The organism is Ferdinandcohnia sp. Marseille-Q9671, from assembly GCF_976954385.1.
On record NZ_CDRJTA010000003.1, the window covers coordinates 280846 to 304320 of the forward strand.

21 protein-coding genes and 1 riboswitch are annotated in these 23475 nt (G+C 36.5%); of the genes, 16 read left to right on the forward strand and 5 right to left on the reverse strand.

Annotated features, from left to right (window positions below; genetic code table 11):
* Positions 1-32: 32 nt before the first annotated feature.
* Positions 33-141: riboswitch (SAM riboswitch) on the reverse strand.
* 599 nt (positions 142-740) lie between these two features.
* The 4 genes from ACWNMY_RS14060 (at position 741) to ACWNMY_RS14075 (ending at position 6134) form a co-directional block, all read left to right on the forward strand.
* Positions 741-1430 carry a response regulator transcription factor gene (locus ACWNMY_RS14060; RefSeq protein ID WP_449538893.1) on the forward strand — a complete coding sequence of 230 codons (690 nt, stop codon included), beginning with the start codon at positions 741-743 and terminating at the stop codon, positions 1428-1430.
* A complete protein-coding gene (locus ACWNMY_RS14065) occupies positions 1427-2692 on the forward strand; it encodes an ATP-binding protein (RefSeq protein ID WP_449538894.1) in 1266 nt (421 codons plus the stop codon). Before ACWNMY_RS14060 ends, ACWNMY_RS14065 begins: the two co-directional genes overlap by 4 nt.
* Before the next feature lie 333 nt (positions 2693-3025).
* On the forward strand, positions 3026-3787 hold the full coding sequence (locus ACWNMY_RS14070; protein WP_449538895.1) for an ABC transporter ATP-binding protein: 762 nt from the start codon (positions 3026-3028) through the stop codon (positions 3785-3787).
* Positions 3788-3797: 10 nt separating this feature from the next.
* Complete coding sequence (locus ACWNMY_RS14075) at positions 3798-6134, forward strand: ABC transporter permease (RefSeq protein WP_449539132.1); 2337 nt, start codon at positions 3798-3800, stop codon at positions 6132-6134.
* 78 nt (positions 6135-6212) lie between these two features.
* Here the strand turns inward: ACWNMY_RS14075 and ACWNMY_RS14080 are convergent, their stop codons facing one another.
* Positions 6213-7934 (reverse strand): ABC transporter ATP-binding protein, encoded by a 1722-nt coding sequence (locus ACWNMY_RS14080; protein ID WP_449538896.1) that lies wholly within the window; start codon positions 7932-7934, stop codon positions 6213-6215.
* Between the two features lie 154 nt (positions 7935-8088).
* Between ACWNMY_RS14080 and ACWNMY_RS14085 the strand changes: the two genes are divergently transcribed.
* The 6 genes from ACWNMY_RS14085 to ACWNMY_RS14110 all read left to right on the forward strand — a co-directional run bounded on the left by ACWNMY_RS14085 (position 8089) and on the right by ACWNMY_RS14110 (position 16194).
* A complete protein-coding gene (locus tag ACWNMY_RS14085; protein WP_449538897.1) occupies positions 8089-9519 on the forward strand; it encodes an ABC transporter permease in 1431 nt (476 codons plus the stop codon).
* A 12-nt stretch (positions 9520-9531) separates the two neighbouring features.
* On the forward strand, positions 9532-11025 hold the full coding sequence (locus ACWNMY_RS14090; RefSeq protein WP_449538898.1) for an ABC transporter permease: 1494 nt from the start codon (positions 9532-9534) through the stop codon (positions 11023-11025).
* A gap of 45 nt (positions 11026-11070) precedes the next feature.
* Positions 11071-12870 carry an ABC transporter substrate-binding protein gene (locus ACWNMY_RS14095; RefSeq protein WP_449538899.1) on the forward strand — a complete coding sequence of 600 codons (1800 nt, stop codon included), beginning with the start codon at positions 11071-11073 and terminating at the stop codon, positions 12868-12870.
* 873 nt (positions 12871-13743) lie between these two features.
* Positions 13744-14730: a tRNA dihydrouridine synthase gene (locus ACWNMY_RS14100; protein ID WP_449538900.1), complete on the forward strand. Its 987-nt coding sequence runs from the start codon at positions 13744-13746 to the stop codon at positions 14728-14730.
* A 127-nt stretch (positions 14731-14857) separates the two neighbouring features.
* The gene (locus ACWNMY_RS14105; RefSeq protein ID WP_449538901.1) at positions 14858-15427 is read left to right on the forward strand and encodes an HAD-IA family hydrolase; all 570 of its coding nucleotides are present in this window, start codon (positions 14858-14860) and stop codon (positions 15425-15427) included.
* 134 nt (positions 15428-15561) lie between these two features.
* Entirely contained in the window at positions 15562-16194 is a 633-nt protein-coding gene (locus tag ACWNMY_RS14110) for an FMN-dependent NADH-azoreductase (protein WP_449538902.1), read from the forward strand.
* Between the two features lie 282 nt (positions 16195-16476).
* Here the strand turns inward: ACWNMY_RS14110 and ACWNMY_RS14115 are convergent, their stop codons facing one another.
* Positions 16477-16941 carry a DUF3291 domain-containing protein gene (locus ACWNMY_RS14115; protein WP_449538903.1) on the reverse strand — a complete coding sequence of 155 codons (465 nt, stop codon included), beginning with the start codon at positions 16939-16941 and terminating at the stop codon, positions 16477-16479.
* A 181-nt stretch (positions 16942-17122) separates the two neighbouring features.
* Here ACWNMY_RS14115 and ACWNMY_RS14120 point away from each other — a divergent pair, with 181 nt between their 5' ends.
* The 4 genes from ACWNMY_RS14120 (at position 17123) to ACWNMY_RS14135 (ending at position 19623) form a co-directional block, all read left to right on the forward strand.
* Positions 17123-18691: a histidine kinase N-terminal 7TM domain-containing protein gene (locus ACWNMY_RS14120; protein ID WP_449538904.1), complete on the forward strand. Its 1569-nt coding sequence runs from the start codon at positions 17123-17125 to the stop codon at positions 18689-18691.
* Between the two features lie 111 nt (positions 18692-18802).
* Entirely contained in the window at positions 18803-19009 is a 207-nt protein-coding gene (locus ACWNMY_RS14125; RefSeq protein ID WP_449538905.1) for a helix-turn-helix transcriptional regulator, read from the forward strand.
* 20 nt (positions 19010-19029) lie between these two features.
* Positions 19030-19407 carry a permease gene (locus tag ACWNMY_RS14130; protein WP_449538906.1) on the forward strand — a complete coding sequence of 126 codons (378 nt, stop codon included), beginning with the start codon at positions 19030-19032 and terminating at the stop codon, positions 19405-19407.
* Between the two features lie 39 nt (positions 19408-19446).
* Entirely contained in the window at positions 19447-19623 is a 177-nt protein-coding gene (locus tag ACWNMY_RS14135) for a hypothetical protein (RefSeq protein ID WP_449538907.1), read from the forward strand.
* Positions 19624-19658: 35 nt separating this feature from the next.
* On the opposite strand, the gene ACWNMY_RS14140 is transcribed toward ACWNMY_RS14135, so the two are convergent.
* The 3 genes from ACWNMY_RS14140 to ACWNMY_RS14150 are packed head-to-tail and all read right to left on the reverse strand — an operon-like array spanning position 19659 to position 21674.
* The gene (locus tag ACWNMY_RS14140; RefSeq protein WP_449538908.1) at positions 19659-20432 is read right to left on the reverse strand and encodes a hypothetical protein; all 774 of its coding nucleotides are present in this window, start codon (positions 20430-20432) and stop codon (positions 19659-19661) included.
* A gap of 1 nt (position 20433) precedes the next feature.
* Positions 20434-21300, reverse strand: a complete 867-nt coding sequence (locus ACWNMY_RS14145) for an ATP-binding cassette domain-containing protein (RefSeq protein WP_449538909.1) — start codon at positions 21298-21300, stop codon at positions 20434-20436.
* Complete coding sequence (locus ACWNMY_RS14150) at positions 21297-21674, reverse strand: GntR family transcriptional regulator (protein ID WP_449538910.1); 378 nt, start codon at positions 21672-21674, stop codon at positions 21297-21299. The genes ACWNMY_RS14145 and ACWNMY_RS14150 overlap by 4 nt, the downstream gene beginning before the upstream one ends.
* 281 nt (positions 21675-21955) lie before the next feature.
* Between ACWNMY_RS14150 and ACWNMY_RS14155 the strand changes: the two genes are divergently transcribed.
* Positions 21956-22171 (forward strand): hypothetical protein, encoded by a 216-nt coding sequence (locus tag ACWNMY_RS14155; RefSeq protein ID WP_449538911.1) that lies wholly within the window; start codon positions 21956-21958, stop codon positions 22169-22171.
* Positions 22172-22775: 604 nt separating this feature from the next.
* Positions 22776-23285, forward strand: coding sequence for a DoxX family membrane protein (locus ACWNMY_RS14160; protein ID WP_449538912.1), 510 nt, complete (start codon positions 22776-22778; stop codon positions 23283-23285).
* The last annotated feature ends 190 nt before the right edge of the window (positions 23286-23475 follow it).

Consider the following 23475-nt stretch of genomic DNA (forward strand, 5'->3'; position numbering starts at 1 on the left):
GCACAGCATCACTAACAAAGTGACCAGTTCCTCTTTTATCTCTCAGCTACTGCTGCAAGATTTAGCACCTTAGCTCACCTTAATGGTTAGCCGGTTGCCGGGCTTCATCGGGCTTGTCCCTCCGCCTGCTCTTGATAAAAGAGTATTCATATTAGATTGCTTGTATTTACCCAATTATAGAAATATCTACCACGAAGTCAATGAGTTTTCGTTAAAATGGTTATATAGAACCAACTAACTCCTATTTCACAAAAAATGGAGAAAGAAAAACTTCCTTGTAGGTAAATGGGACGAAGGGGAGAGGAGAGGTAGTTAAATGTTAACTTGGTTTTGCAGTTAGCATATCAATGGTACAACTTAAAAAAAATGCATTTTTTTACGATACAATTTAAAGGGACTTATTTCCTTAACATAGTAAAAGTGTAACATCCTAAAGCCCTATAAAAGAAGTTTATAAAAGAATAACCCATGGTCACTATTTGAGTCTTAAAAACAGTTGTGAGGGAAAGCCGCTACTTATTTTTGAAAGAAGGTAACCACCTTTTTATCATTAATCTCCTTTAAAAATATGTCATTTCTCTCAACATAAAGGAGTTAGGTTCATATATAGTCAGCAAAATCCTGCCAAAGAACAAGTATTTCAAAGTTTTTTTAATAATATAAACCCAAAGATTTACACAATACCTATTAAATCTCAAGTATACTTTACATATACAATTAAAAAATAATAGGAGATTATGATGAAAATAGATTGTTTGATTGTGGATGATGAGATTGCTTTAGCTGAAACAACTTGTGAGTATTTTAATATGTTTGAAGTCAAAACAGCGTTTGTGACTAGCGCAGCTGAGTGCGAACGTTTTTTGGAGGAGCATGAACCATCGTTGCTTCTTCTTGATATTAATCTCGGGGAAACTTCAGGGTTTGAGTTATGTAAAAAATTGCGCCAAACTACGCAGATCCCGATTCTATTTATTAGTGCACGTTCAAGCGATGATGATATTCTGATTGCTCTCAACATCGGTGGGGACGATTATATTCAAAAACCTTACACGTTAAGTATTTTACTAGCAAAGGTAAAAGCTGTATTAAAAAGGTTTGGCAGTGGTTCTAGTAACCAAGAAGAGGTTTTAGAGTTTGGTCAGATTCAGATTGATACAAAGCTGCATCGTGTGCGAGTAAATGGTGTTGATATCCAGCTTAAAACGATGGAATATAAACTTCTGTCTTATTTGGCCAAGAATAAAAATCGAATCATCACAAAAGACGAACTGTTTCAACATGTATGGGGAGATTCTTTTGTAGGGGATGGAACCCTTAATGTACATATACGCCATTTACGAGAGAAAATTGAAAGTAATCCAAAGGATCCGCAATTTATAAAAACGGTTTGGGGAACAGGATATGTCCTTGAGGATACCAACCAATGAAAATAAGATTGCTGCTGGTTACGATTCTGGTTGTTTTTAGTGCAGCTATTGTTTTCTCCATACTAGTTATTAAGAAGAATACGATTTCAGAACTTGATCTTGTAGCCATAAATGATGTGGTGAAAACTGTTGAAGGAAATTGGGGGCAGGTTAGTGACGAAATGTTTCGAAATAGCGACATTGACCAACCATTTACGATAATAGATCACCTAGGGAACGTAATTTACCAAACCCCAGGAAACCATTATAACGATACATACGATGCCATAAAAAATAGAGATACATTTATAGACTTGAAGCAAAATAACGAGACTGTAGGGAAATTAATTATCACCAATAATGAACAAGAAATGCGGCAACAAATGAAAAGTGAACTGATCACTTCCATAAGTTTGATAGTGGGTCTAGTGATGATTATTAGTATTTTTTATATTATCTATATATATAGAACGTTAGTGAAACCATTTCAGCAGCTTCGAAATTTTGCATCGAATGTGGCTAGAGGCAATTTTGATATACCTTTACATATGGACAAGAACAATTATTTCGGTGCGTTCACGGAAAGCTTTGATCTATTGCGTGAAGAGCTTGATGCAGCACGCCAAAGAGAGTATGAATTAAACCGTAGTAAAAAAGAGCTTGTAGCTACACTAAGTCATGATATTAAGACGCCTGTTGCTTCAATCAAAGCGATTAGTGAATTAATGCTTCTCCAGGAAAAAGATGATCGGGTGATTAGGCAAGTGAATACGATTTATTCGAAAGCAGAGCAAATTAACCTTCTTGTAACCGATATGTTTCACGCTACTTTAGAAGAACTACAACAGTTAAAGGTAACGGTAACGGAAGAATCGAGCGAATTACTAGTTGATATGATTGAGAATGTAAATTATGACCATCAAATCCTCTTAGATCCAATTCCACCATGTATTATGTTAACTGATTCCTTACGTTTGCAGCAGGTAATAGACAATATTATAAGTAATTCATATAAATATGCAGGAACAAAGGTCACCGTTTCTTCCCAAATTAATCAGGGCTATCTTGAACTCTACATTATGGACTACGGACCAGGAATTAGTGAAGAAGAATTGCCTCTCCTTTTTAATAAATATTATCGAGGGAAAAATGTCGACGGAAAGAATGGATCAGGCCTTGGTCTCTATATTTCGAAGTACTTCATGGAAAAAATGTATGGCCACATTCACTGTTATAACAGAGAAGACGGTTTTACAGTAGTTATAAAAAGTAAACTTGCTTAACTTTATTCTGTCGGAGTCAAAACCCCGACTGAACAAAGTTAAAGCCTCCGGCGGATGCCACGATTTTTCAGAGGAAACTTTTCGAGCATAGGATCGAAGACTAAGATCGCCACATCCTGTGGCAACGTCTTCATGACCTACTTCGTGTAGGCCTAAAAATCGGGCGCAAATACGCCAAGGTGTATTTGATATTTAAGAATTAGTTAAGAATTGCACAAAGATTTAATAAGAATTCATTTTGTATGATAAGACTGTAAGCTCGTTTACAGTCTTTTTTCTATAGGTCGAAAGAAGGAATCCTTACGATTAAATAAAGGGAGATGGCGATAGGTCATGACTAAAACAATTATTAGAACGGAGAAGTTGTGCAAATCTTTTTCTAGCGGGGGAATTCAGCAACATGTATTAAAAAACCTAGACCTTAGTTTAGTAGAAGGGGATTTTACAATTATCATGGGTAGTTCAGGGTCTGGGAAATCCACGCTACTTTACGCAATTAGCGGGATGGATAAACCGACATTGGGTGAAATTGATTTTGCCGGGAATCATTTAACTTCCTTAAATAACGATCAACTCGCGATATTTAGAAGAAGAAATTGTGGCTTTGTATTTCAACAAATTTATTTACTAGATAATATGAGTGTACTTGATAATGTACTTGCAAGTGGTCTATTAGTAAATAAAAATAAGCGTGAACTCGTTAAACAGGCAAAAGAACTATTAATACAAGTAGGGATTAATGAAAACTCATGGTCTAAATTTCCTACTCAGCTTTCTGGCGGCGAATCCCAGCGAGTTGGGATCGTTCGAGCAGTCATTAACAACCCGAAAGTATTATTTGCAGATGAACCAACAGGTGCCTTAAACTCATCATCTAGTGACAGTGTGTTAGATGTATTCACAAATATAAATCGCAATGGACAGAGTATTATCTTGGTCACTCATGATATGAAAACGGCATTGCGTGGGAATCGGATAATCTATTTGAGAGATGGCGTAATTTGCGGTGACTTGCAGCTGGGTTCATACAGTGAGATTGAGAATTTCGAGCGCCATGAAAAGCTCATGACTTTCCTTACAGAAATGGGGTGGTAAGGTGAAGATTATGATTCTGGCATTGGCGAATATTAGAAAAAGTAAATCGGCAACGGCTTCTTTATTTATCTTTATTTTTGTTGCTGCGTTACTTCTTAATATTGGCTTAATGGTTATTACTCAAATCAATCCATTTTATGATAATAAAGTTGAACAATTAAACGACCCACATGTAACAATAATCATGGACCAAGCTAGTCATGATTCGACTTATGATGAATTTTTTATGAACTACTCAGGGGTCGCAGAGACAGAAACAGAAGAAATTATTGCAATGAGCATTGCTTCATTTACATTTGCTAACAGTGAATTGACGAGCAGTATTGCTATTTTTAATGCAGAGAACGATCGTAGTATTGGACCTCTAAAGTTGATTGAAAAGCTAGATACATCGAGTACAAATGATATTTATGTGCCTTACAGTTTTAAAACGAATGGGGGCTATGAATTAGGTGATGATTTCACCATTACCTATCTTGCAAAAGACTATGAATATCGAATTGCTGGATTCTTAGAAACAACGATAATGGGTACAACTAACATTGGAGTTATGAAATTCATGTTACCAGAGAATTCGTATCAAGAATTAGCTAGAAATCTAAACGATCAATCAATTGGGGTAATCCTATCTACAAGATTGGAAGACAAAACTCAATCTCCAAAGTTACTAAATGATTTCACTAAGGAATTTCCTCAATCAATAGTAGGAGAAACGACTTCTTATATTTGGGCATTAGATATTGAATTAGTAAAGAATGTAAACACACTAACTATAAACATTGTAGCAACAATATTAATGGCTTTTTCGGCTATAATTGTGCTTGTATCACTAATTGTCATTAGATTCCGTGTTTCAAATAGTATTGAAGATGGGATGGAAAATATCGGGGCTCTTAAAGCGATAGGCTATACTAGTAGGCAAATTCTTTCTTCCATTTTACTGCAGTTTATCTTAATTGCCCTTAGTGCAAGTATGGTAGGGATTGCCTTGTCATATGGTCTAATGCCTTTCATCGGAGGGATTATCTCATCCCTATCTGGTTTGGTATGGGTTCAAAGTATAGATATTATCATCAATGTAGTCAGTATTTTCCTTGTTATTTTATGTGTAGTAATCGTTACCTTACTTTCTGCTTTCCGTGTTCGAAAAATTTTACCTGTTGAGGCACTTCGTGGAGGTATTCAAACTCACAGTTTTAAAAAAAATCACTTCCCTTTAGAGAAGACAAAAGGTAGTCTTCATTTCTTACTGGGAATTAAATCAATGTTGTCAAACGCAAAACAAAATGTAATGATACTTTTAATCATTATTGCGTTAACTTTTGCTTCTGTCTTTTCAATGGTGCTTTATTACAACGTTGCTTCTGACAAAACTGCATTTGTTAACCTCTTTGGTTCAGAACCAGCTAATGTGTTGGTTGCAGTTGAGGCAACTACGGATACAAGTCAACTTTTGAGTGACATTGAACAAATGGATCATGTTAGGAAAGTGAATATATACGACTTAGTTACAACCAAAATTGATGGTCAAACCGTTTATACAACTGTTACTGATGAGTTTAAGCAGTTGGAGAATAATATCGTTTATGAAGGACGGCAACCGAAATATGAAAATGAAATATCCATTTCTTGGGTTGTGTCAAAGCAGATTAATAAAGGAATAGGTGACTTCGTTGAAGTGGAATATGGACCTGAAACAAAACGTTATTTGGTAACTGGCCTTAGTCAAGCCATTGGTAATCTTGGACAAATAGCAGCACTAACAATGGACGGTATTCAGGAATTACATTCAGATTATAAAGGTACGACCCTTTATGTATATCTAGATGGTGAGTCGAACAATGCCTTTATCAAAAATGTCCAGGGTAAGTACGGGGACCATATAGTTGAAACATTAGATATCGATAAAAATATAGAGAGCCAAACAGGTATGTATACAGCTGCAGTGTTTGCGGTTATGCTGATAGTAATGTTAATTACCGTTCTAGTTGTCGTGTTGATACTATATCTCGTTATCAAAACGATGATCATAAAGCGCAGGAAAGAGTTTGGTGTAATGAAAGCAATTGGCTATTCAACGTATCAACTGATGAATCAAATATCCATTAGTTTTCTGCCTGTAGTTATCACAGGAGTTTCAATTGGTGGAGTGCTTGGGTATTTTTTCACGAATCCTATGCTTTCGATATTACTATCAAGTGCAGGGGTGAAACGTTTGGATTTTATCGTTCATATACCGATGATTCTAGTGCTTTGTGTCAGCATCCTTATTTTAGCCTACCTGGGATCCATGTTTGTTTCGCGGAGCATTAAAAAAATATCTGCTTATGGTTTAATTACAGAATAGATGAGTGAGAAGTGAAATATCTACTATAAAGGCCTGTTCCTCCTGCGTACTATGTGCAGATGGAACAGGCCTTATAAATTATGCTAAAACAAAATGCCCAGGTTTCACTTCCTGTAATGCCTTTTGACTAAAATCAAAACGAGGTGTTTCTGGCAATTCTTGCTTAAGTTTCTTTCTCTCGATTGCTGGGTTCGGAATAGGAACCGTTGCAAGCAACGACTTTGTGTATGGATGGAGCGGATTGCTATAAAGCTCCTCACTTTCGGCAAGTTCAATAATCTTTCCGGCATTCATAACGGCCACTCGGTCACTAATGTGTTTGACCATCGAAAGATCATGGGCAATAAATAAGTAGGTTAATCCTAGTTTTTTCTGCAAGTCTTTTAGTAGATCAACAATTTGGGCTTGCATGGAAACGTCCAATGCAGATAACGGTTCGTCACAAACGATGAATTTCGGATTAACTGCAAGAGCCCGGGCAATACCGATACGTTGTCGCTGACCACCTGAAAATTCATGTGGAAATCGATTGGCATGTTCTTTTTCCAAGCCCACAAGTTCTAATAACTCCTCAACTCGAGCCTTCCGATCTGCTTTGTTTTTCACCAATTTGTGAATATCTAAGGAATGTCCAATAATATCAAGTACCTTCATACGCGGATTAAGCGAAGCATATGGATCTTGGAAGATAATTTGGATTTCCTTGCGAAGTTGCTTCAATTGTTTCTTATTTAGGCGATTGATTGCGATGCCTTTATAGAGGATTTCTCCTTCGGTCGCATCTTGCAAGCGTAATAACAGTCTTCCGGTTGTTGATTTACCCGAGCCAGATTCACCAACGAGCCCCAATGTTTCACCCGGTTGAATAGAAAAACTAATGGAATCTACTGCTTTTAGCGTTCTGCCTCCGCCGAGAGGATAGACCTGTTTTAATGAACGTACCTCAAGTAATGGGCGGTCCGGGTTAATATCTTCTGGTAAATCCAGATCACCCTTAGGCTGTTTCTTTTCATCTAACCGAGGTAAAGCATTTAATAGTTTTTGTGTATAAGGATGCTGCGGTGAAGAGAAGATCTTCTCTGTGGTATTTGATTCAACAATTTCCCCTTTTTTCATTACAACAACCCGGTCACACATTCCGGCAACTACTCCTAAATCATGAGTGATTAAGATGATAGATGTGCCAAACTGCTTTTGTATTTTTTTCATCAAACGCAAAATCTGTGCCTGAATCGTTACGTCAAGTGCAGTGGTTGGTTCGTCCGCGATCAATAGTTTAGGCCGACAGGCAAGTGCCATGGCAATCATTGCTCGTTGCCTCATACCTCCTGAAAATTCATGAGGGTATTGATTGTATCGTTCTTCCGGATTTTTAATACCGACCAGACTCAGCATTTCGATAGACTGTTGTCTCGCTTCTTTTGCTGAAAGACCTTGATGTTTGATTAAGACTTCGTCGATTTGTTTTCCGACCTTAATAGTAGGATTTAAAGAAGACATTGGATCCTGGAAAATCATACTAATTTCTTTTCCACGAACCTTTTCCATCTCGCTATCTGTAAAAGAAGATATTTGTTTGCCGTCAAATTCAATGGAACCTTCTTTCATTAATGCCGGTGGAGAAGGTAGCAACTGCATAATCGACCTTGCAGTAACACTTTTTCCTGAACCAGATTCACCTACTATTCCTAATGTTTCTCCTTTGCGAACATCAAAAGTAACGCCTTTGACCGCTTCGAAGTCTTCATTATTAGATAGGAAAGATATATGCAAATTGTTGACTGATAGTAATGTTTCCATAGTATATAGCCTCGTTTTCTACTAATTAAATGTTCTATCTTTTTAATTGACATCTAATCGTTTAATCACTATACTTTATTTCTGTTACAGGTACAAATATACACTAATCAACTCGGAATTATCAACAATTAAAATCTCCCAAGGGGGTGAGTATTTGCTTTCTGAACAGGGTCATGCAAAGGATCAAACAGATTCTAGATTTGAAACATACTATCGCAGTTTTCGTACACAGCCTTTATTACTTTTTTTCTTTATCTTACTAGGGCTTCCTGTTCATTTGGTGACGTGGATTTATTATCAATTTAAATCTAAAAACTCATCCTATAAGCAATTGCTCCAAAAAGAGACAGAAGCGATTCAACACTCTACTACATACGGTGAATTGGTTGAGCGTTACGAAGATCAATATAAAAGTAAAAAGCGATATTTTAATGAACCGTTAAATGAGCAAGAGATGAGTCGTGAAGCCAGGGAGCTTGCAGATGAACAGGCAAAAGAGTTGGCTAAAGCTAGATTGTTAGAAAACAATATTATAGAATCGACCTATTTACAATTTTTTGGAGACTGTTTGAAAAAGCCAACCTTTGTTTGGGTTAGTTTATTACCTGGAATCCTAATGTATTTGTTCTTATGGATTTATTCCAGATACTTTCTTCGTTATATTTTTGAACGATTACTGATGACTATCTTCGTCATTATATCAGTAGCATTCTTCGTCTTTACTATTTTGCATTTTTCACCATCCGATCCAGCTGCAAACATCTTAGGAGAAGCTGCTACGATGGAACAGCGAGAGGAATTTAATCGTCAATACGGTTTAGACCGGCCATATCTAGTACAGCTTACGGATGCAATAAAAGGGATTATTACCTTCGATTTAGGGTTTTCCTATACAGGTAATGAAAATATAGCAGCTAGCATAGCGAATAAATTCCCTGTTACGTTAATAATTGCGGTATTATCTCTGTTAATGGCTATCGTGTTAGCGATTCCAGTTGGAATTATATCCGCTTGGAAACGTAACTCCATTTGGGATTACAGTTTTATGTTTATCGCCTTAATTGGTTTATCCATTCCGAATTTCTGGCAGGGTTTGGTATTCATCCTAAACTTCTCGATTAAATGGCATTTGTTACCGGCGACCTACTCACCAAAAGATATGCTATCAATTATCATGCCGGTTATTGTACTTGGAACGGGACTGACGGCATCAATTGCTCGAATGACACGTTCATCAATTCTTGAGGTAATCAATGAAGATTACATTGTAACAGCAAAGGCTAAGGGACTGAAGCCAAGAAAAATTTTAATCCAGCATGCACTAAGAAATGCATTGATACCGATCATTACTGTGATAGGCTTACAGTTTGGAGGTATGCTAGGTGGGGCAGCTGTTACGGAGAAGGTATTCAATATAAGCGGACTAGGAAGCTATATTGTCGATAAGCAATTTATTCCTGACATTCCGTCAATTTTGGCTGGCGTAGTCTATATTGCAATTACGATTTCTCTTGTAAACCTTGTGGTTGATATAATTTACGCATTATTGAATCCGAGAATTCGTTCTCAAATGAAAAGTTCTTAAGAGGTGAATGAAATGACGCCACAACAGGAGTTTACACTAAAACAATCACAAGATTATAAGAATGCTAATTTTTCTCTTAGTCTTTCATTCGTGTTAACGTTGATATTTGCCTTCAATGCGTATGATTTTGCACAAGGGACTTGGAGTTTGGCTTGGGGTATTGTTTCGGCCGCTTATTTTGTTACAACCTTATTGCAAGGTGCCATTGTTCTACTTCTAAAAAAAGATTTAGTAACCTCTGGGGCGGTCCAGAAGCGCACAAGAATTTTGAGTGCTATCCAATTACTGAGTTTGTTTGTCGGGAATATCTTTACCGCGACATTTGCTTTTCGAATGTTAAAAAAGAAGGACTCGATTGAGTATACGTTTGCCTACTATATGTTACTGACGCATTTTCTGGTTTTTGCAATTTCACTGTTCAATTTGTTTAAACCATTTGTTTCGAATAGTTTTGTTATTACTATGACACTATTAATCTTGGCGATGGGTATTGAGCTAACCCTGCTAATAATCCTTTCTAGATCAAATTTAGAAAAGGGCGCAAAGCCATTCTTTAGATGGTTGGGTGTTATCGTGTTTTTAATCGGGTTAACCGGAAACTTTTTTGGTTTAATCCTAGGATATAGCTTGTTGATGAAGTCAATAAGCCGTGATGCATCCACTATTGATAAATGGAATAAATTTTGGTTGAGCATGGCCAATAATTATACTGCAATGCTAGGATTTTTATTCGTGTTTTTAATGTTTGCTATATCGATTACTAGTTACGGTACCTTTGTTGATACCTTTGCTACTGAAAATGCCTATGATGCTCTACTTATAGAGCCAAGCTTGGCACATCCCTTTGGAACCGATAATTTTGGTAGAGATGTATTTTCTCGAATTGTTTTCGGCGCACGGATATCCTTGATTGTGGGTCTATTGACGACCATTATACCAATGGTCATTGGCGGATTTTTAGGTGCCATCTCAGGCTATTATCAGAAAAGTGTTGATAACATTATCATGCGTTTGCTAGATGTATTATACGCAGTGCCAGGGATTTTACTAGCGATTGCGATAATTGCAGCATTTGGTTCCAGTACGTTTAATTTGATTATCGCATTAAGTGTGGGCTCTATTCCAACCTATGCAAGAACCATGCGGGCAAATGTCTTGATGGTTTCCAATCTGGAATTTGTAGAAGCTGCTAAAGCATTAGGGGAAAAGGAATCGAAAATAATCTTTAAACAGATCGTTCCAAATGCGTTTGCACCTATGATTGTAAAAGCTTCATTAACAATCGGTAGTGCAGTGATTGCGACAAGTTCATTAAGTTTCCTAGGCTTGGGTGTGGAACCGCATATTCCAGAATGGGGAAATATTTTGAAAATCGGCAGTATGTACCTAGAAACCAACCCTTATTTAGCAATCTTTCCTGGTATTGCCATTATTCTACTGGTGCTCTCATTTAACTTCCTTGGGGATGGTTTACGGGATGCACTAGATCCAAAGTTAGATTCATAGATTTTATTTTAAATATACAACATAAAAAGAAAAGAGGTTCTACAGATGAAGAAGAAATTAGGTTTTCTACTACTAGCTTTCATGTTATTTTTAACAGGCTGTGTTCAAACTGAAAATGATGTGAAAGAAAAAGACAATGCTACATCAGATCCAAAAGGGGAAGCACCAACGATTGAAATTTTAGGAATGGCAACTGGTGAAGATGATATGAACATCTTACGCGACCAGCTAACTAAAAATGGTTTTAGCGTAAAACTAAACATTCAACCAGATTATGGTAGCTTCACTGCTCAAAAAGAAGCTGGCAACTATGATTTAGCAGTAAATAGCTGGACAACTGTAACAGGAAACCCAGATTATGCTGTTCGTTCCCTATTTACTACTGACGGTGACAATAGCTTATTTGCAGATGAAAAAGCGGATGAGTTAGTGGAAAAAGCAGCTACACAATTACCAGAAGAATACCAAGAAACATACAAAGAATTAGAACAACACGTAGTTTTAGACAATGCATATATTGTACCGCTTTTTAATTCCTTTAAAGCACAAGCTGTTAACAACCAAGTGGTAGATGAATCTACAGTGCGTTTACCAAAATCAAGAGCGCAAGTATGGGAAAAATACGATTTTGTAGATCAAGCAAAACGCACTAGTGAGCCTTTAATTGTTCACCAGTCCATTAGTTCGTTAACATCTTTAGATCCAATTAAAGGTAATGACGGTTCAATCAATACGTTAAATACAAACATGTATGTACGTTTAGTAAACCTAACTGATGATGACCAGGTAGTATCTGATGGTTCTCTTTCTCTAAATCACGTAATTGCTGAAGGAAGCAAAGACTACTACTTCCTACTTCGCGATGACATTCACTTTGCGTCTGTTAGCGACAACAAGGGAGTTGATACTGGCGAGCGTGTTGGTGCAGAAGATGTTGTCTTCTCTCTAAACCGTGCGAAGGATCCTAAATCTGTTCCTGACCACCGTACGTTCAGTCTTCATGAAAATATGGAAGAAATCTCAATCGTAAGTGATGTAAGTGAGCTTGATGGAAAAACGGCAGATGGCAAAACAATCCGTGAAGCTTTAGAAGAAGGAATTGATCAAGAAATCACTGAATTAGTGGAAGATAAAACAAAAGCAAATAACGAATCTGGTGTGTACCAGGTTGTAAAAGTAACAACTGTTAATCCATTCCCACAAGTGTTGAACTATCTAGCTCACCAATCTGCTGGTATCGTTTCACAAAAACAAGTGGAAAGCATCAATACGTATGATGTAGCAAGCTTTGATATTAACAAAGATATCCCTTATGGTGATCAAAGAACTGTAACAGAAGGTGCAAGCTACGATAATCACCTTTATGCGAGTGGACCATATATCTTAACTTATAAAAACGATTATGAAGCACATTTTGTGAAGAATCCTGCTTATATGGCTGGAACTGAAAATGAGCCAAACGTTTCTGAAATTGTTGTGAAATTCATCCAAGATGCAGACAGTGCTTTATCTGCATTACGTAACGGTGAAATTCATATCTTAAATGGTGTTCCTGAAACAAAGTATGATCTTGTAAATGAAGATGATAAATTAACACTTCAACAAAACAAGAGTAATGGAGTTTCATACCTTGCCTTCAACATGAAAGATCGCGAAGTTTCCGAAAGCGCGGCATTACGTAAGGCGATTCTTTATTCAGTTAACCAAGAAGAATTCATTACGTTCTACCAAGGAAACAAAATGAAGGCTGTTTCCACAGTAAGTCCTTTAGTTAACACTGGTCTAGAAGTAGTTGCAGATAGTGCAAAAGCTAAAGAATTCTTAAATGAATATTTAAGCAAGTAATTCAATAAACAGATAAAGTGCCTGTCTCTTTTAAGAGTCAGGCACTTTGCAATTTAGGGCACCCCTAGGTTAGTTAGGTTTATTCTGGAAGTTGTGCGTGGGATATGAGCAAGTAATCTATGAAAAGCATTCGAAAATTGAAGTTACGCATGGTTTGAAGGGTTTATTTTAGAAAAAGCATTCGCAAGTGGTAGAATATAACAAAAGTTGCCGCTGTTAAAGCCGATTTTACCATGATCTGGATGATGCGAATGTAATGTTACCAAGTAATCTATAAAAAGCATTCGAAAATTGAAGTTGCGCATGGTTTTGAGGGTTTCTTTTAGAAAAAGCATTCGCAAGTGGTAGGATATAACAAAAATTGCCGCTGTTGAAGCTGTTTTTACCATGATCTGGATGATGCGAATGCAATGTTACCTAGTAATCTATAAAAAGCATTCGAAAATTGAAGTTGCGCATGGTTTGAAGGGTTTATTTTAGAAAAAGCATTCGCAAGTGGTAGAATATAACAAAAGTTGCCGCTGTTAAAGCCGATTTTACCATGATCTGGATGATGCGAATGTAATGTTACCAAGTAATCTATAAAAAGCATTCGAAAATTGAAGTTGCGCATGGTTTGAAGGGTTTATTTTAGAAAAAGCATTCGAAAGTGGAAAAATAAACCGTAAAAAGTCGATGTTGTAAATTCATTTACTAATATTTGGAAAACTCGCACGCAAGCCTACAACCCAATCTATTAAAAGCATGCGTAAATGATATCTGTTTATGCTATATGGTTAAAATATACAGGTCCGATTCGTTTGATAAAAAGTGCCTAACCATGGTATAGATATAATAGAAACTTTTGAATGAGCTTTTGACTATGTATCGTTAATGAGAGGATTTGAGTTTGAAATGATAGATAATTTTTGGCGTGATTTGCCACGACCATTTTTTGTGCTTGCCCCAATGGAAGATGTGACAGATGTTGTGTTTCGGCATGTAGTAAGTGCAGCTGGTCGGCCGGATGTGTTTTTCACAGAGTTTACAAACTCCGATAGCTACTGTCATCCAGAAGGCATGAAAAGTGTGCGTGGCCGTTTGACTTTTACAGAAGATGAACAGCCAATGGTGGCACATATTTGGGGGGATAAGCCCGAATACTTTCGTCAAATGAGTATTGGTATGGCCGAACTTGGATTTAAGGGTATTGATATTAATATGGGCTGCCCTGTTCCAAATGTGGCATCGAGAGGAAAAGGTAGTGGCCTTATTCTGCGTCCAGACGTTTCAGCAGAACTTATTCAAGCAGCAAAAGCGGGTGGACTGCCTGTCAGCGTGAAAACGAGACTTGGTTATAGTGAGATAAATGAGTGGGAGGAGTGGCTAACGCATATTTTAAAACAAGATATAGCGAACCTCTCTATTCATTTGCGTACAAGAAAAGAAATGAGCCAAGTAGATGCTCATTGGGAGCTAATTCCGGAAATCAAAGCACTACGGGACCGTATTGCACCAAATACGCTACTTACAATTAATGGTGACATACCTGACCGTCAAACTGGGCTGCAGCTTGCTGAAAAGTATGGCATAGATGGCGTTATGATTGGACGAGGTATTTTCAAAAATCCTTTTGCTTTTGAAAAAGAGCCAAGGGAGCATAGCAGTAAAGAATACCTTGATCTTTTAAGACTACAGCTTGATCTTCAAGATCAATATGCGGAAGAAGTGCCACGTTCCATTTCAGGGCTTCATCGTTTCTTCAAGATTTATGTTAAAGGATTTCGTGGAGCTAGTGAATTACGAAATCAATTGATGAGCACAAAATCAACGGATGAAGTACGTGCATTACTTGATAAGTTTGAGCAATCAGTAAAATGATGCTCTTAAAAAGGTAAACAAAATGGGCTGTTACGAATACGGTATTGAACCGGACTCTAACCGGCCCATTTGCTTTATAAATGTGTGCTTAAGGAATATTTAACGATATATAAAAAAGGAGATTCATATGAATATTTTATGGGATTTTGACGGAACATTGTTTAACACATATCCAGCGCTCGTCAAGGGGTTTATTCATTTAAGTGGGAAGAAGTTGGATCCGAACGAAGTACTGAAGTGGCTAAAGGTAAATTCGAAAGTGGCCTTTCAGCATTATGGAATACCTGAAAGCAAGCGAGAGGAATACATAAAGTTATACAATCAGTATTCTTACGATAGTCAGCCATTTAGCCATTTGGAAGAGGTGTTACAGGTTGCTGATGACAACTTTATTGTCACTCATCGCGACAAGGAGTCTACACTATTTCTTCTGGATAAATTTAAGTTATCGCATTATTTTAAGGTGGTTGTTTCAGTTGAAGAAGAGGGCTTTACCCGAAAGCCACATGTAGCATCATACCAACATGTAATAAAGGATTATCCAATTAATGTAGTGATTGGCGATCGTGAGCTTGACCTAATTCCAGCTAGGGAACTAGGAATCAAAACTGTTGCCTTTGAGAATCCGGATATAGAGGCGGATTTTCACATCGATGACTATGCAAAATTTAAAACGAGTGTCCTGCCTTTTTTGTAAAGGTTCCTATTGGAAGGTGGAAAAAATAGCCTTACTTTCATGCTGGAGTGTATCCTTTGACTTATTTACTTTTCTAATATACCATTAATTTAAGATAATTAAATTTAAGATAAATTAGAGGAGTATATTAAATAATGAATATTTTAGTAGTAAAAGCAAATAACCGTCCAGCTTCAGAGGCTGTATCAAGTAAAATGTATGAAACATTCATAAACAATATAGAAGGTGTAAATGTAACTACTTACGATGTATTTGCAGAAGATATGCCGTACCTAGGTCAGGACTTATTCAACGCTTTCGGAAAAGTAGAATCTGGAGAAGAAATGACAGATGTAGAGAAGCGTATTTTAGCAGCAAAGAAGAAAGCAATGGATGCAGTAACAGCAGCAGATGTAGTTGTTTTTGCATTCCCTTTATGGAATTTAACAATCCCAGCTAAATTACAAACATTTATCGACTACGTGTACCAAGCGGGTTACTCATTTAAATACGATGAAAACGGACAAGCAGTCCAATTAATGACTGACAAAAAAGCTGTTATTCTAAGTGCTCGAGGCGGTATTTACTCAACACCTGAAGCAGCGCCGTTGGAAATGGCTGCTACCTATATTAAAAACGTAGTTGGTGGCGTATTCGGTATGGAGATCATGGAAGAAGTTATCATCGAAGGTCATGCTGCAGCACCAGATCAAGCTGAGACAATTATTGCTGAAGGACTATCTAAAGTTGAAAATGTAGCAAAAAAATTATCAGCAGTATTGGTTTAATTATTAACTTTTAACATGTAGTAAAATTTGATTTTTGGATTTTACTATAAAATAAACCCATTACCATCTAATGTGGGAAATGGTGCTAATATTTTATTAAGACTCAGTTTTCGAGAAAATATTTTTTCCGAAAGCTGGGTCTTTTCGTATCTGGTTGTATTGGGATTAGGAACATTACTGGTACATAGTTTTTTGCTTAATTACGTTCATGTTGACTAAGCTTATAGTGCCATCAATCCTTAAAGGAAAAAGGTAAAATCCCCAAACACATTAGAATAACTGCTACTTAATTTGCCACTTATCCCCTTTTTCATCAAAAGCCTGCTTAAAGTCAAACCCATAAGGAGTCGGTCCACGATTACGATAATGGTTGTATCTCTTAAAAGCATCTTCCCAAGAGACGTCCTTTATCTGCTCTGTCCACCAAATCACATATGAAAGGTGTTTTGCTTGATAAGGAACCATCCATTTGCTCCTATTTTTTAATGCTTGGCTGTGCTTTCCTGAATAAGTAAAACGAAATAAAGAAGGAAGACTCTTCCATACAGTTAGTGTCAGGACAGGGTAACCTTTCACGTTAATTTCTTCAGGGATAGTCACTCCATCCGATGGAAACTCCTCTATTAAATGTCCTGATACATATGCCTGACGCATTACTTTATATCCTATTTCATAAAAATTGCGTGATTCAGGGTGGTCATACGGTTGTTTTAGCATGCCAATGGTGAAAATTGATACTAAAGCCATAAACAGCCTCCATTAACGTTTTTTACACATTATATTCAAATAAGATGCCTACTTATTACTCTACTTCTTTCCGTTATTACCTCTGATATAACTCTTAAATACCAAACTAATAAAACACTAGTCACCACTAGGCAGCCAGATATATAATGAATTGTACATTTCAAATTAATGGAGAAAATGAATGGCAGAAGAACTTTTAATCTATTTTCTGATGATTGTTATTGCTGGTGTGTTGAGTTTATTATTATGTTTTTTCTCATATGTTAAGCTGAAAAATGCACCAGGTGCTAGACCTTATATAATGGCTACTTTGTTTTCATCGATATTTACGTTTTCGTATGCTCTCGAATTGGCAAGCAATACTCTGCAGGAAATTAAGTTTTGGTTGGGTATTGAATATCTTGTAATGCCGTTTATACCAAGTTTCCTTTTGTTGATGTGCTGTGAATACATTGGCATTAAGCTAAGTAAACGATTCTTATTTACCTTATTTGTCATTCCAATTTTTACTGTGTTTATGCATCACACAAATGAACTACATCATCTTTATTATTCATCTATTGAATTACGAGATGGCACACCGTTTCCAATCGTAGATTTACAATACGGGCCATTTTTTTATGTTCACTCTTTGTATCTATTTTTATGTTTATCAATTAGTATCGTAATTTTGTTAGTTAAGTTTACAAAATCATTGTTTCGATTTCGGATGCAAATTTTAACGATGGTTGCAGGATTATTTGTCCCAATTGTAGCCAACCACTTTTATGTGAATAATTTGAGTCCCTATGGAATCGATCTAGGGCCAGTTTCAATGAGTATTTCATTCCTCCTTCATGGATTGGCACTCTTCTCATTTCAAATGTTTCAAGTCATCCCCATAGCGAGAGAAAAAGTGTTCGAAAATATGCTAGAAGGTGTAATTGTTGTAGATCAAAATGGATTGGTTGTTGATTACAATAAGGCAATTCTATCAGTTATACCCAAGCTACATTCATTGGCTATAGGGAAACCCCTTCAAACAATACTTGTTGATAACAAACAACTAGCAGATTTAATCTTACTTGGTAAAGAATGCGACTATGAATGTGGAAGGGATACCGAAAAAGTATACTATCAAGTACGATTTTCACCAGTTACGAAGAAATCCGGACCGATTGTAGGCAAAATTATTACGTTTGTTAATATAACGGAAAGAGTAGTTTTACAGAAGAAACTCCGTCAGCTTGCAAATTATGACGGTCTCACCCAGATATACAATCGAACATATTTTATGGATAAGTCTGTAAATCTATTGAAATCCCTGGATTCAAATGAAAGTAGTTTCTCCATCATTATGTTTGATATCGATTATTTCAAAAGAGTGAATGATACCTATGGGCACGAAGCGGGTGACAATGTACTAACCTTTGTTGCTAATTTGGTAAAGAGTTTCCTTAGAGAGAACGATATATTTGCTCGATATGGGGGAGAGGAATTTATTATCTTATTACCAGAAACGAATCGTAACCTTGCGACTGAAATAGCAACAAAGATTGGAAAGATAGTTTCTGATTGTTTTATAGATATAAATGGAGATGCGGTTCATGTAACCTTGAGTATAGGGGTTGCATCAGCTACCCCAGGACAAGGAGAACATACTAGTTCATTAAAATCTGTGATTAAAGAAGCAGACCATGCACTATACGCTGTAAAAAGAAACGGAAGGAATAATGTCCAACTTTTTGAGGAAGAAATGGAAATTATATAGAGGATGTAATAAACAAACTGTGCTGAAATAGTACAGTTTGTTTATTTTGTAAAGGAAACTTGACGTAAAGGAAACTTTACAATAAAATGCTAAGTAAGAGGGGGTGTAGGGTTGAAAAATAAGGTATCAGAATACAGAAAAAAACATGGTTATTCACAGGATCGATTAGCTGATAAGTTAGGTGTCTCAAGGCAGACCATTATTTCGATTGAAAAAGGGAAATACAACCCTTCTCTTCCTTTGGCAATGATATTGGCTGAATTATTTGAGACAAATGTGGAAACTCTTTTCACTTTGGAGGAAGAAGATTACAAGTAAAAGTTTAGGAGGAATGTAAAATGGACACTTCACGAATTTCCTTTTTTGTTTTGGGTATTCTTTTTACAATTATGGGGGGATTTATGATATTTGCCGGTTTAATGGCAGACGCTGCTCCACCTTCTATTGCATATATGCAACTAGGAATGGCTGTCATGAGTTTCTGTTTAAGCTACCTGTACCCCCAGTTTAAGCAAAAGGATGAACGCATGCGACTAATAAGGCAAAAGGGAATGTTTGCTTCTTTTGTTACAGTAATGCTGTATTTAATTGTCTTTAATCTTGCCTTACAATTTGATTTATTTGTATTAACTGCAATAGAGTTACTTCACATATTAACAACCCTAATTATTTCTACTGTCTTTATTGCCTTTGTTGTTTATTCCAAAATTTATTGATTTTTAGTTTGGGAGAATAATAGAAAGGGAGTGTGAATCTTGGAAAAGTACTTTCTGTTAGTTGTCGTTATTAGTAGCATGTTGATAGCGTTGGTAATCACTCGTAAGGATAAGGATGGAAATGGCTCTTTAAATAAAATGGGATTTATTAAAATAGTAACATTATTTACATGTATCTTTGTGTTTGTGGTTGTTTATGTTCTTACTGTAAGTTAGGTATAAAAAAGGCCGATAAACAAATATCGGCTTAGCTACATTTTAATGGCGACCCTTTTAGTCAATATTCGGATCAACCCAATTGTAATGAGTATGATTAGTACTATACCTAATAAGGCAATTCCAACGGGAAGGAAATCTAATGTTGAAAACCAGCCTGGAATAGGTAAATCGAGTGAAATTCTTAGTAAGGTATCTTTTAGCATAATAAGCACCATAGAAAGTAGGATAGAACCTAATCCGGCATAAATATCATATCGGTAGAAGCTGGAACTGATTAACCAACCCACTAAATAGAAAATAAAGATATTAACACTAAGTACAGAAATAGCCAAAACCCAATTATGTTGCGGATCTGCGTAAGGAGTTATGATGATCGACTGAATAATGTCCCCAACAACATTCGCGTCAATGTCCACTTCGTTAATTGTCTGCGTTTTATACTGCATATCTACAAAGCCTAGAATCAATCTTTCTACAACGGAAACAATGATAGTGATTATAGGGATAATGATGGATAATCCAATCGATGCTAAAACTGTCCCAATAAAATAATCCTTTCTAGTTACGCCGTTTCCTACAAAATGGGGGAGAAAGTGTATAGATAGCAGCCCAAGTATGAGCATATAAATGTTACCTGCAATAAAGATAGAACTAAAGTATCCCTCAACCTCATTTCCTTGAACACCTGCCATAATTCCTTTCACAATGTTTATGACTAACATAATTCCTAAAAATCCACCTGTCCAAATTAATTGAACAGTGAACATGTCTTGGGCAACTTTAGGGAATACTGCTGTTTGTTTCATCTTAGAATCCTCCTTGCGTTAAATGGATAAATAAGTCATGAAGAGAAACGGGTGCTATTTCAAGTCCATTGTCCATAGCTGCATCCCTCTCTGAGTCACTAAGTTCTCCATAAACTGTAACCGATTTTGTATTTCCTAATGTTTGTACACCAATTTGTTTCTTTGTTCGAACAAAGTCATCGACTAACTCGGCATTTCCAGTAATAGTAGCTCCTTTGGTTAAAAGGGAATCATACTCCTCTTGAAGTAAAATCGTACCTTCGTGCAGGAAAAGTACTTCATCAAATAAATAATCCATTTCTGAAACAAGGTGGGTAGACAGGATAATAACTCTAGGATGCCTTTCTTGGTCTTCTAGTAGCTCTTTGTAAAATATATCTCGTGAAGGAGCATCCATACCTAGATAAACTTCATCAAAAATTGTAATGGGAGCTCTGCTAGCTAAACCTATAATTACGTTCAAGGATGATTGCATTCCCTTTGAAAATTGTTTAATAGGCTTTTTTCGGTCTAGCTTAAATCGTTCTAAAAGATGCTCCGCGTACTCCCTATCAAAATTAGGACGATATCGTTGTATATCTTCCAGCATGGCTATCACATGATCGGACTCATCCTTATAATCTTTGTTGTAAAGGAATGCAACTTGTTTCATAACGTTCGAATTTTCAAAAGGGGTTTCCCCATTGATGGTTATGGAGCCTGAGGATGGTTCACGAAATGAGGCTAAAATAGATAAAAGGGACGTTTTCCCCGCACCATTTCTGCCTAATAATCCATATATTTTTTCCCCGTCTAACTCAAAAGTAATATCTTTAAGTGCTTCTTGATTCCCGAAGTTTAATTGGACCTTTTCTGCTTTAACAATCATTCCATTTCACGCCCTTTAACATTTTTAATAAAATTTATAATCTCATTTTCCTTGAAACCTAACTTCTGAGCTTCGTGAACTAGTTTGACAACATAATCTTCAATAAAAGATTCTTTGCGTTTTTGAATGAGTTTCTCTTTAGCTCCTTCAGCTACAAACATACCAATACCCCTTTTTTTAAACAGAATGCCTTCTTCAACTAGCTGATTAATACCTTTTGAAACAGTGACATGGTTAATTTTATAAAACGTAACAAGTTGATTCGTAGAAGGTGCTTGTTCTCCCTCTCTAAGTTGATTATTAAGAATTTGGTCCTCGATTTTTTCGCGAACCTGTACGTAGATTGGTTTGTCTTGATCAAAGGATTTACTCATGTTAATCGCCTACAATTCTTTTTATGTTATATACTTTAATGGTTATATAGTTATGTATATAACCATAATGGATAATCATTCATTAGTCAATGGTGTTTTGTTTAAGATATCTCGATCAGGCGAATTATATATGTATCACTAATAGTAGGTATGGGAGTTCAAAATAATCAAACTGCGTCTAGCAGAAGAGCAATATTTTCACATTTGCAACAATGGTACGAATTTTTTCAGAATAATAATTTTTTATCTGGACAATCTAATTTTGTTTAGGAGGTGAGAGAATGTCTAATCAACAAGAGAAGAAAAATAAACAAGGAAACCAAAGTGTTTCAGAAGGAATTAAGAATACCGCTGGGGCTGCGTTCCATACGGTTCATAGCGCTTTGGAAACAGCTGAAAATGCTGCAATGAATGCTGTAGACGCAACAACAAACGCTATTAATAATTTAACAGAGGAAGAAAACTCTAATAGAGATAACAGTGGTAAGAATAAGTAATAACGCCATTAAATTGGCGTTTCAGACTGTTGACAAACGCTCGCATACTGCGTTGCTTGCCTCTCTCGTCCGCTCATGAAGGCAACTTCTATTCGCGTCTTCGATCGGCTTCACGCCTTGTCTGACAAGCGTTTTCATGACAGTCTTAGTACATAATGTAACCAGAGATTTTCATACTAAGAGAGTGTAGACAAAGTCATTACTGACTTTGTCTACACTCTGTAACGCCATTAAATTGGCGTTTTTTTTTGTGTCCGACGGGTAGTTTTAGTATGAATAATTCCTACCATTCAATTTCATCACAAGTTCATTCCAACCTATTTTCCATGAAACCTGCATTTTAAAAAAATTGACCTACATCAAAGAAATAGTGAGAAATCATGAGATAATAAGGCTGTCACTCAAACTAAGAGAGAAAAGAATTAGCCGAACTACTGGGTTATGATGGGGGTGTGGGAAGGAAAATCTATTGTGCTACTAAAATAATAAATGTACTAACAGTAAGTTCGAATTCACGAAAAATTGGGTAGTGATGCAGCCTGTTCTTATTACATTTTCTAATTGAATATGTGAAAATGTTCACAATAAAAAGGAGTAACTCATAATGAAAAAAAATATTTATGGGGCAAAAATGGCAATCGTATGGACAATAGTACGAATCTGGTTAGGGATTCAATGGATCGAAGCGGGTTATTATAAAATTAGATCGGGATTTGATGCGAGTGGATTTTTACAAGGTGCAATTGCAAATGCAAGTGGAGAACATCCTACAGTACAAGCTTGGTATGCTAGCTTCCTTGAAGGATTTGCTCTGCCGAATATTGAGTTCTTTAACATTCTTATTCCTTGGGGAGAATTCCTTGTTGGTTTCGGATTAATCTTAGGATTTGCTACCATTCCCGCATTAATTGCTGGCGCCTTCATGAACATTAACTTTATCATGGCAGGGGTAGGATTATCTAGCCTAGATACAAGGCTATTTGCGATAGCCATAATTCTATTATTGATTGGATCGGGAAGGTCTTACTTTGGACTTGATAGATTTGCCATCCCATTCATAAAAACATATTTCTTCAAAAAAAGGGATGTTGTATCATCTCAGTTGACACATTAGGAGTTGGTAGCCAGTGCTCGATTAGAGGGCATTCGATTTATATAAGTGCTGCCTCCGATGAGCCAAAGTATTTTAACAGGAGGAAGGCATAAAAAGATGACCTAGGATTTTTAACGGGGGCCATCTTTTTTTTGATATGATTTGAAAACTCCTTCGTTTGTGTTGCTAGTTGTTTGGTAGTAGTTCATAG

Bases quoted from the DNA above. Each gene is read 5' to 3' on its own strand.
- ACWNMY_RS14110 (WP_449538902.1), top strand. From the start codon at position 15,562: ATGAATATTTTAGTAGTAAAAGCAAATAACCGTCCAGCTTCAGAGGCT.
- ACWNMY_RS14080 (WP_449538896.1), bottom strand. From the start codon at position 7,934: ATGGAAACATTACTATCAGTCAACAATTTGCATATATCTTTCCTATCT.
- ACWNMY_RS14115 (WP_449538903.1), bottom strand. From the start codon at position 16,941: ATGGCTTTAGTATCAATTTTCACCATTGGCATGCTAAAACAACCGTAT.
- ACWNMY_RS14155 (WP_449538911.1), top strand. From the start codon at position 21,956: ATGTCTAATCAACAAGAGAAGAAAAATAAACAAGGAAACCAAAGTGTT.
- ACWNMY_RS14145 (WP_449538909.1), bottom strand. From the start codon at position 21,300: ATGATTGTTAAAGCAGAAAAGGTCCAATTAAACTTCGGGAATCAAGAA.
- ACWNMY_RS14095 (WP_449538899.1), top strand. From the start codon at position 11,071: ATGAAGAAGAAATTAGGTTTTCTACTACTAGCTTTCATGTTATTTTTA.
- ACWNMY_RS14130 (WP_449538906.1), top strand. From the start codon at position 19,030: ATGGACACTTCACGAATTTCCTTTTTTGTTTTGGGTATTCTTTTTACA.
- ACWNMY_RS14070 (WP_449538895.1), top strand. From the start codon at position 3,026: ATGACTAAAACAATTATTAGAACGGAGAAGTTGTGCAAATCTTTTTCT.
- ACWNMY_RS14150 (WP_449538910.1), bottom strand. From the start codon at position 21,674: ATGAGTAAATCCTTTGATCAAGACAAACCAATCTACGTACAGGTTCGC.
- ACWNMY_RS14120 (WP_449538904.1), top strand. From the start codon at position 17,123: ATGGCAGAAGAACTTTTAATCTATTTTCTGATGATTGTTATTGCTGGT.
- ACWNMY_RS14065 (WP_449538894.1), top strand. From the start codon at position 1,427: ATGAAAATAAGATTGCTGCTGGTTACGATTCTGGTTGTTTTTAGTGCA.
- ACWNMY_RS14100 (WP_449538900.1), top strand. From the start codon at position 13,744: ATGAGAGGATTTGAGTTTGAAATGATAGATAATTTTTGGCGTGATTTG.
- ACWNMY_RS14140 (WP_449538908.1), bottom strand. From the start codon at position 20,432: ATGAAACAAACAGCAGTATTCCCTAAAGTTGCCCAAGACATGTTCACT.
- ACWNMY_RS14090 (WP_449538898.1), top strand. From the start codon at position 9,532: ATGACGCCACAACAGGAGTTTACACTAAAACAATCACAAGATTATAAG.
- ACWNMY_RS14105 (WP_449538901.1), top strand. From the start codon at position 14,858: ATGAATATTTTATGGGATTTTGACGGAACATTGTTTAACACATATCCA.
- ACWNMY_RS14160 (WP_449538912.1), top strand. From the start codon at position 22,776: ATGAAAAAAAATATTTATGGGGCAAAAATGGCAATCGTATGGACAATA.
- ACWNMY_RS14060 (WP_449538893.1), top strand. From the start codon at position 741: ATGAAAATAGATTGTTTGATTGTGGATGATGAGATTGCTTTAGCTGAA.
- ACWNMY_RS14075 (WP_449539132.1), top strand. From the start codon at position 3,798: ATGATTCTGGCATTGGCGAATATTAGAAAAAGTAAATCGGCAACGGCT.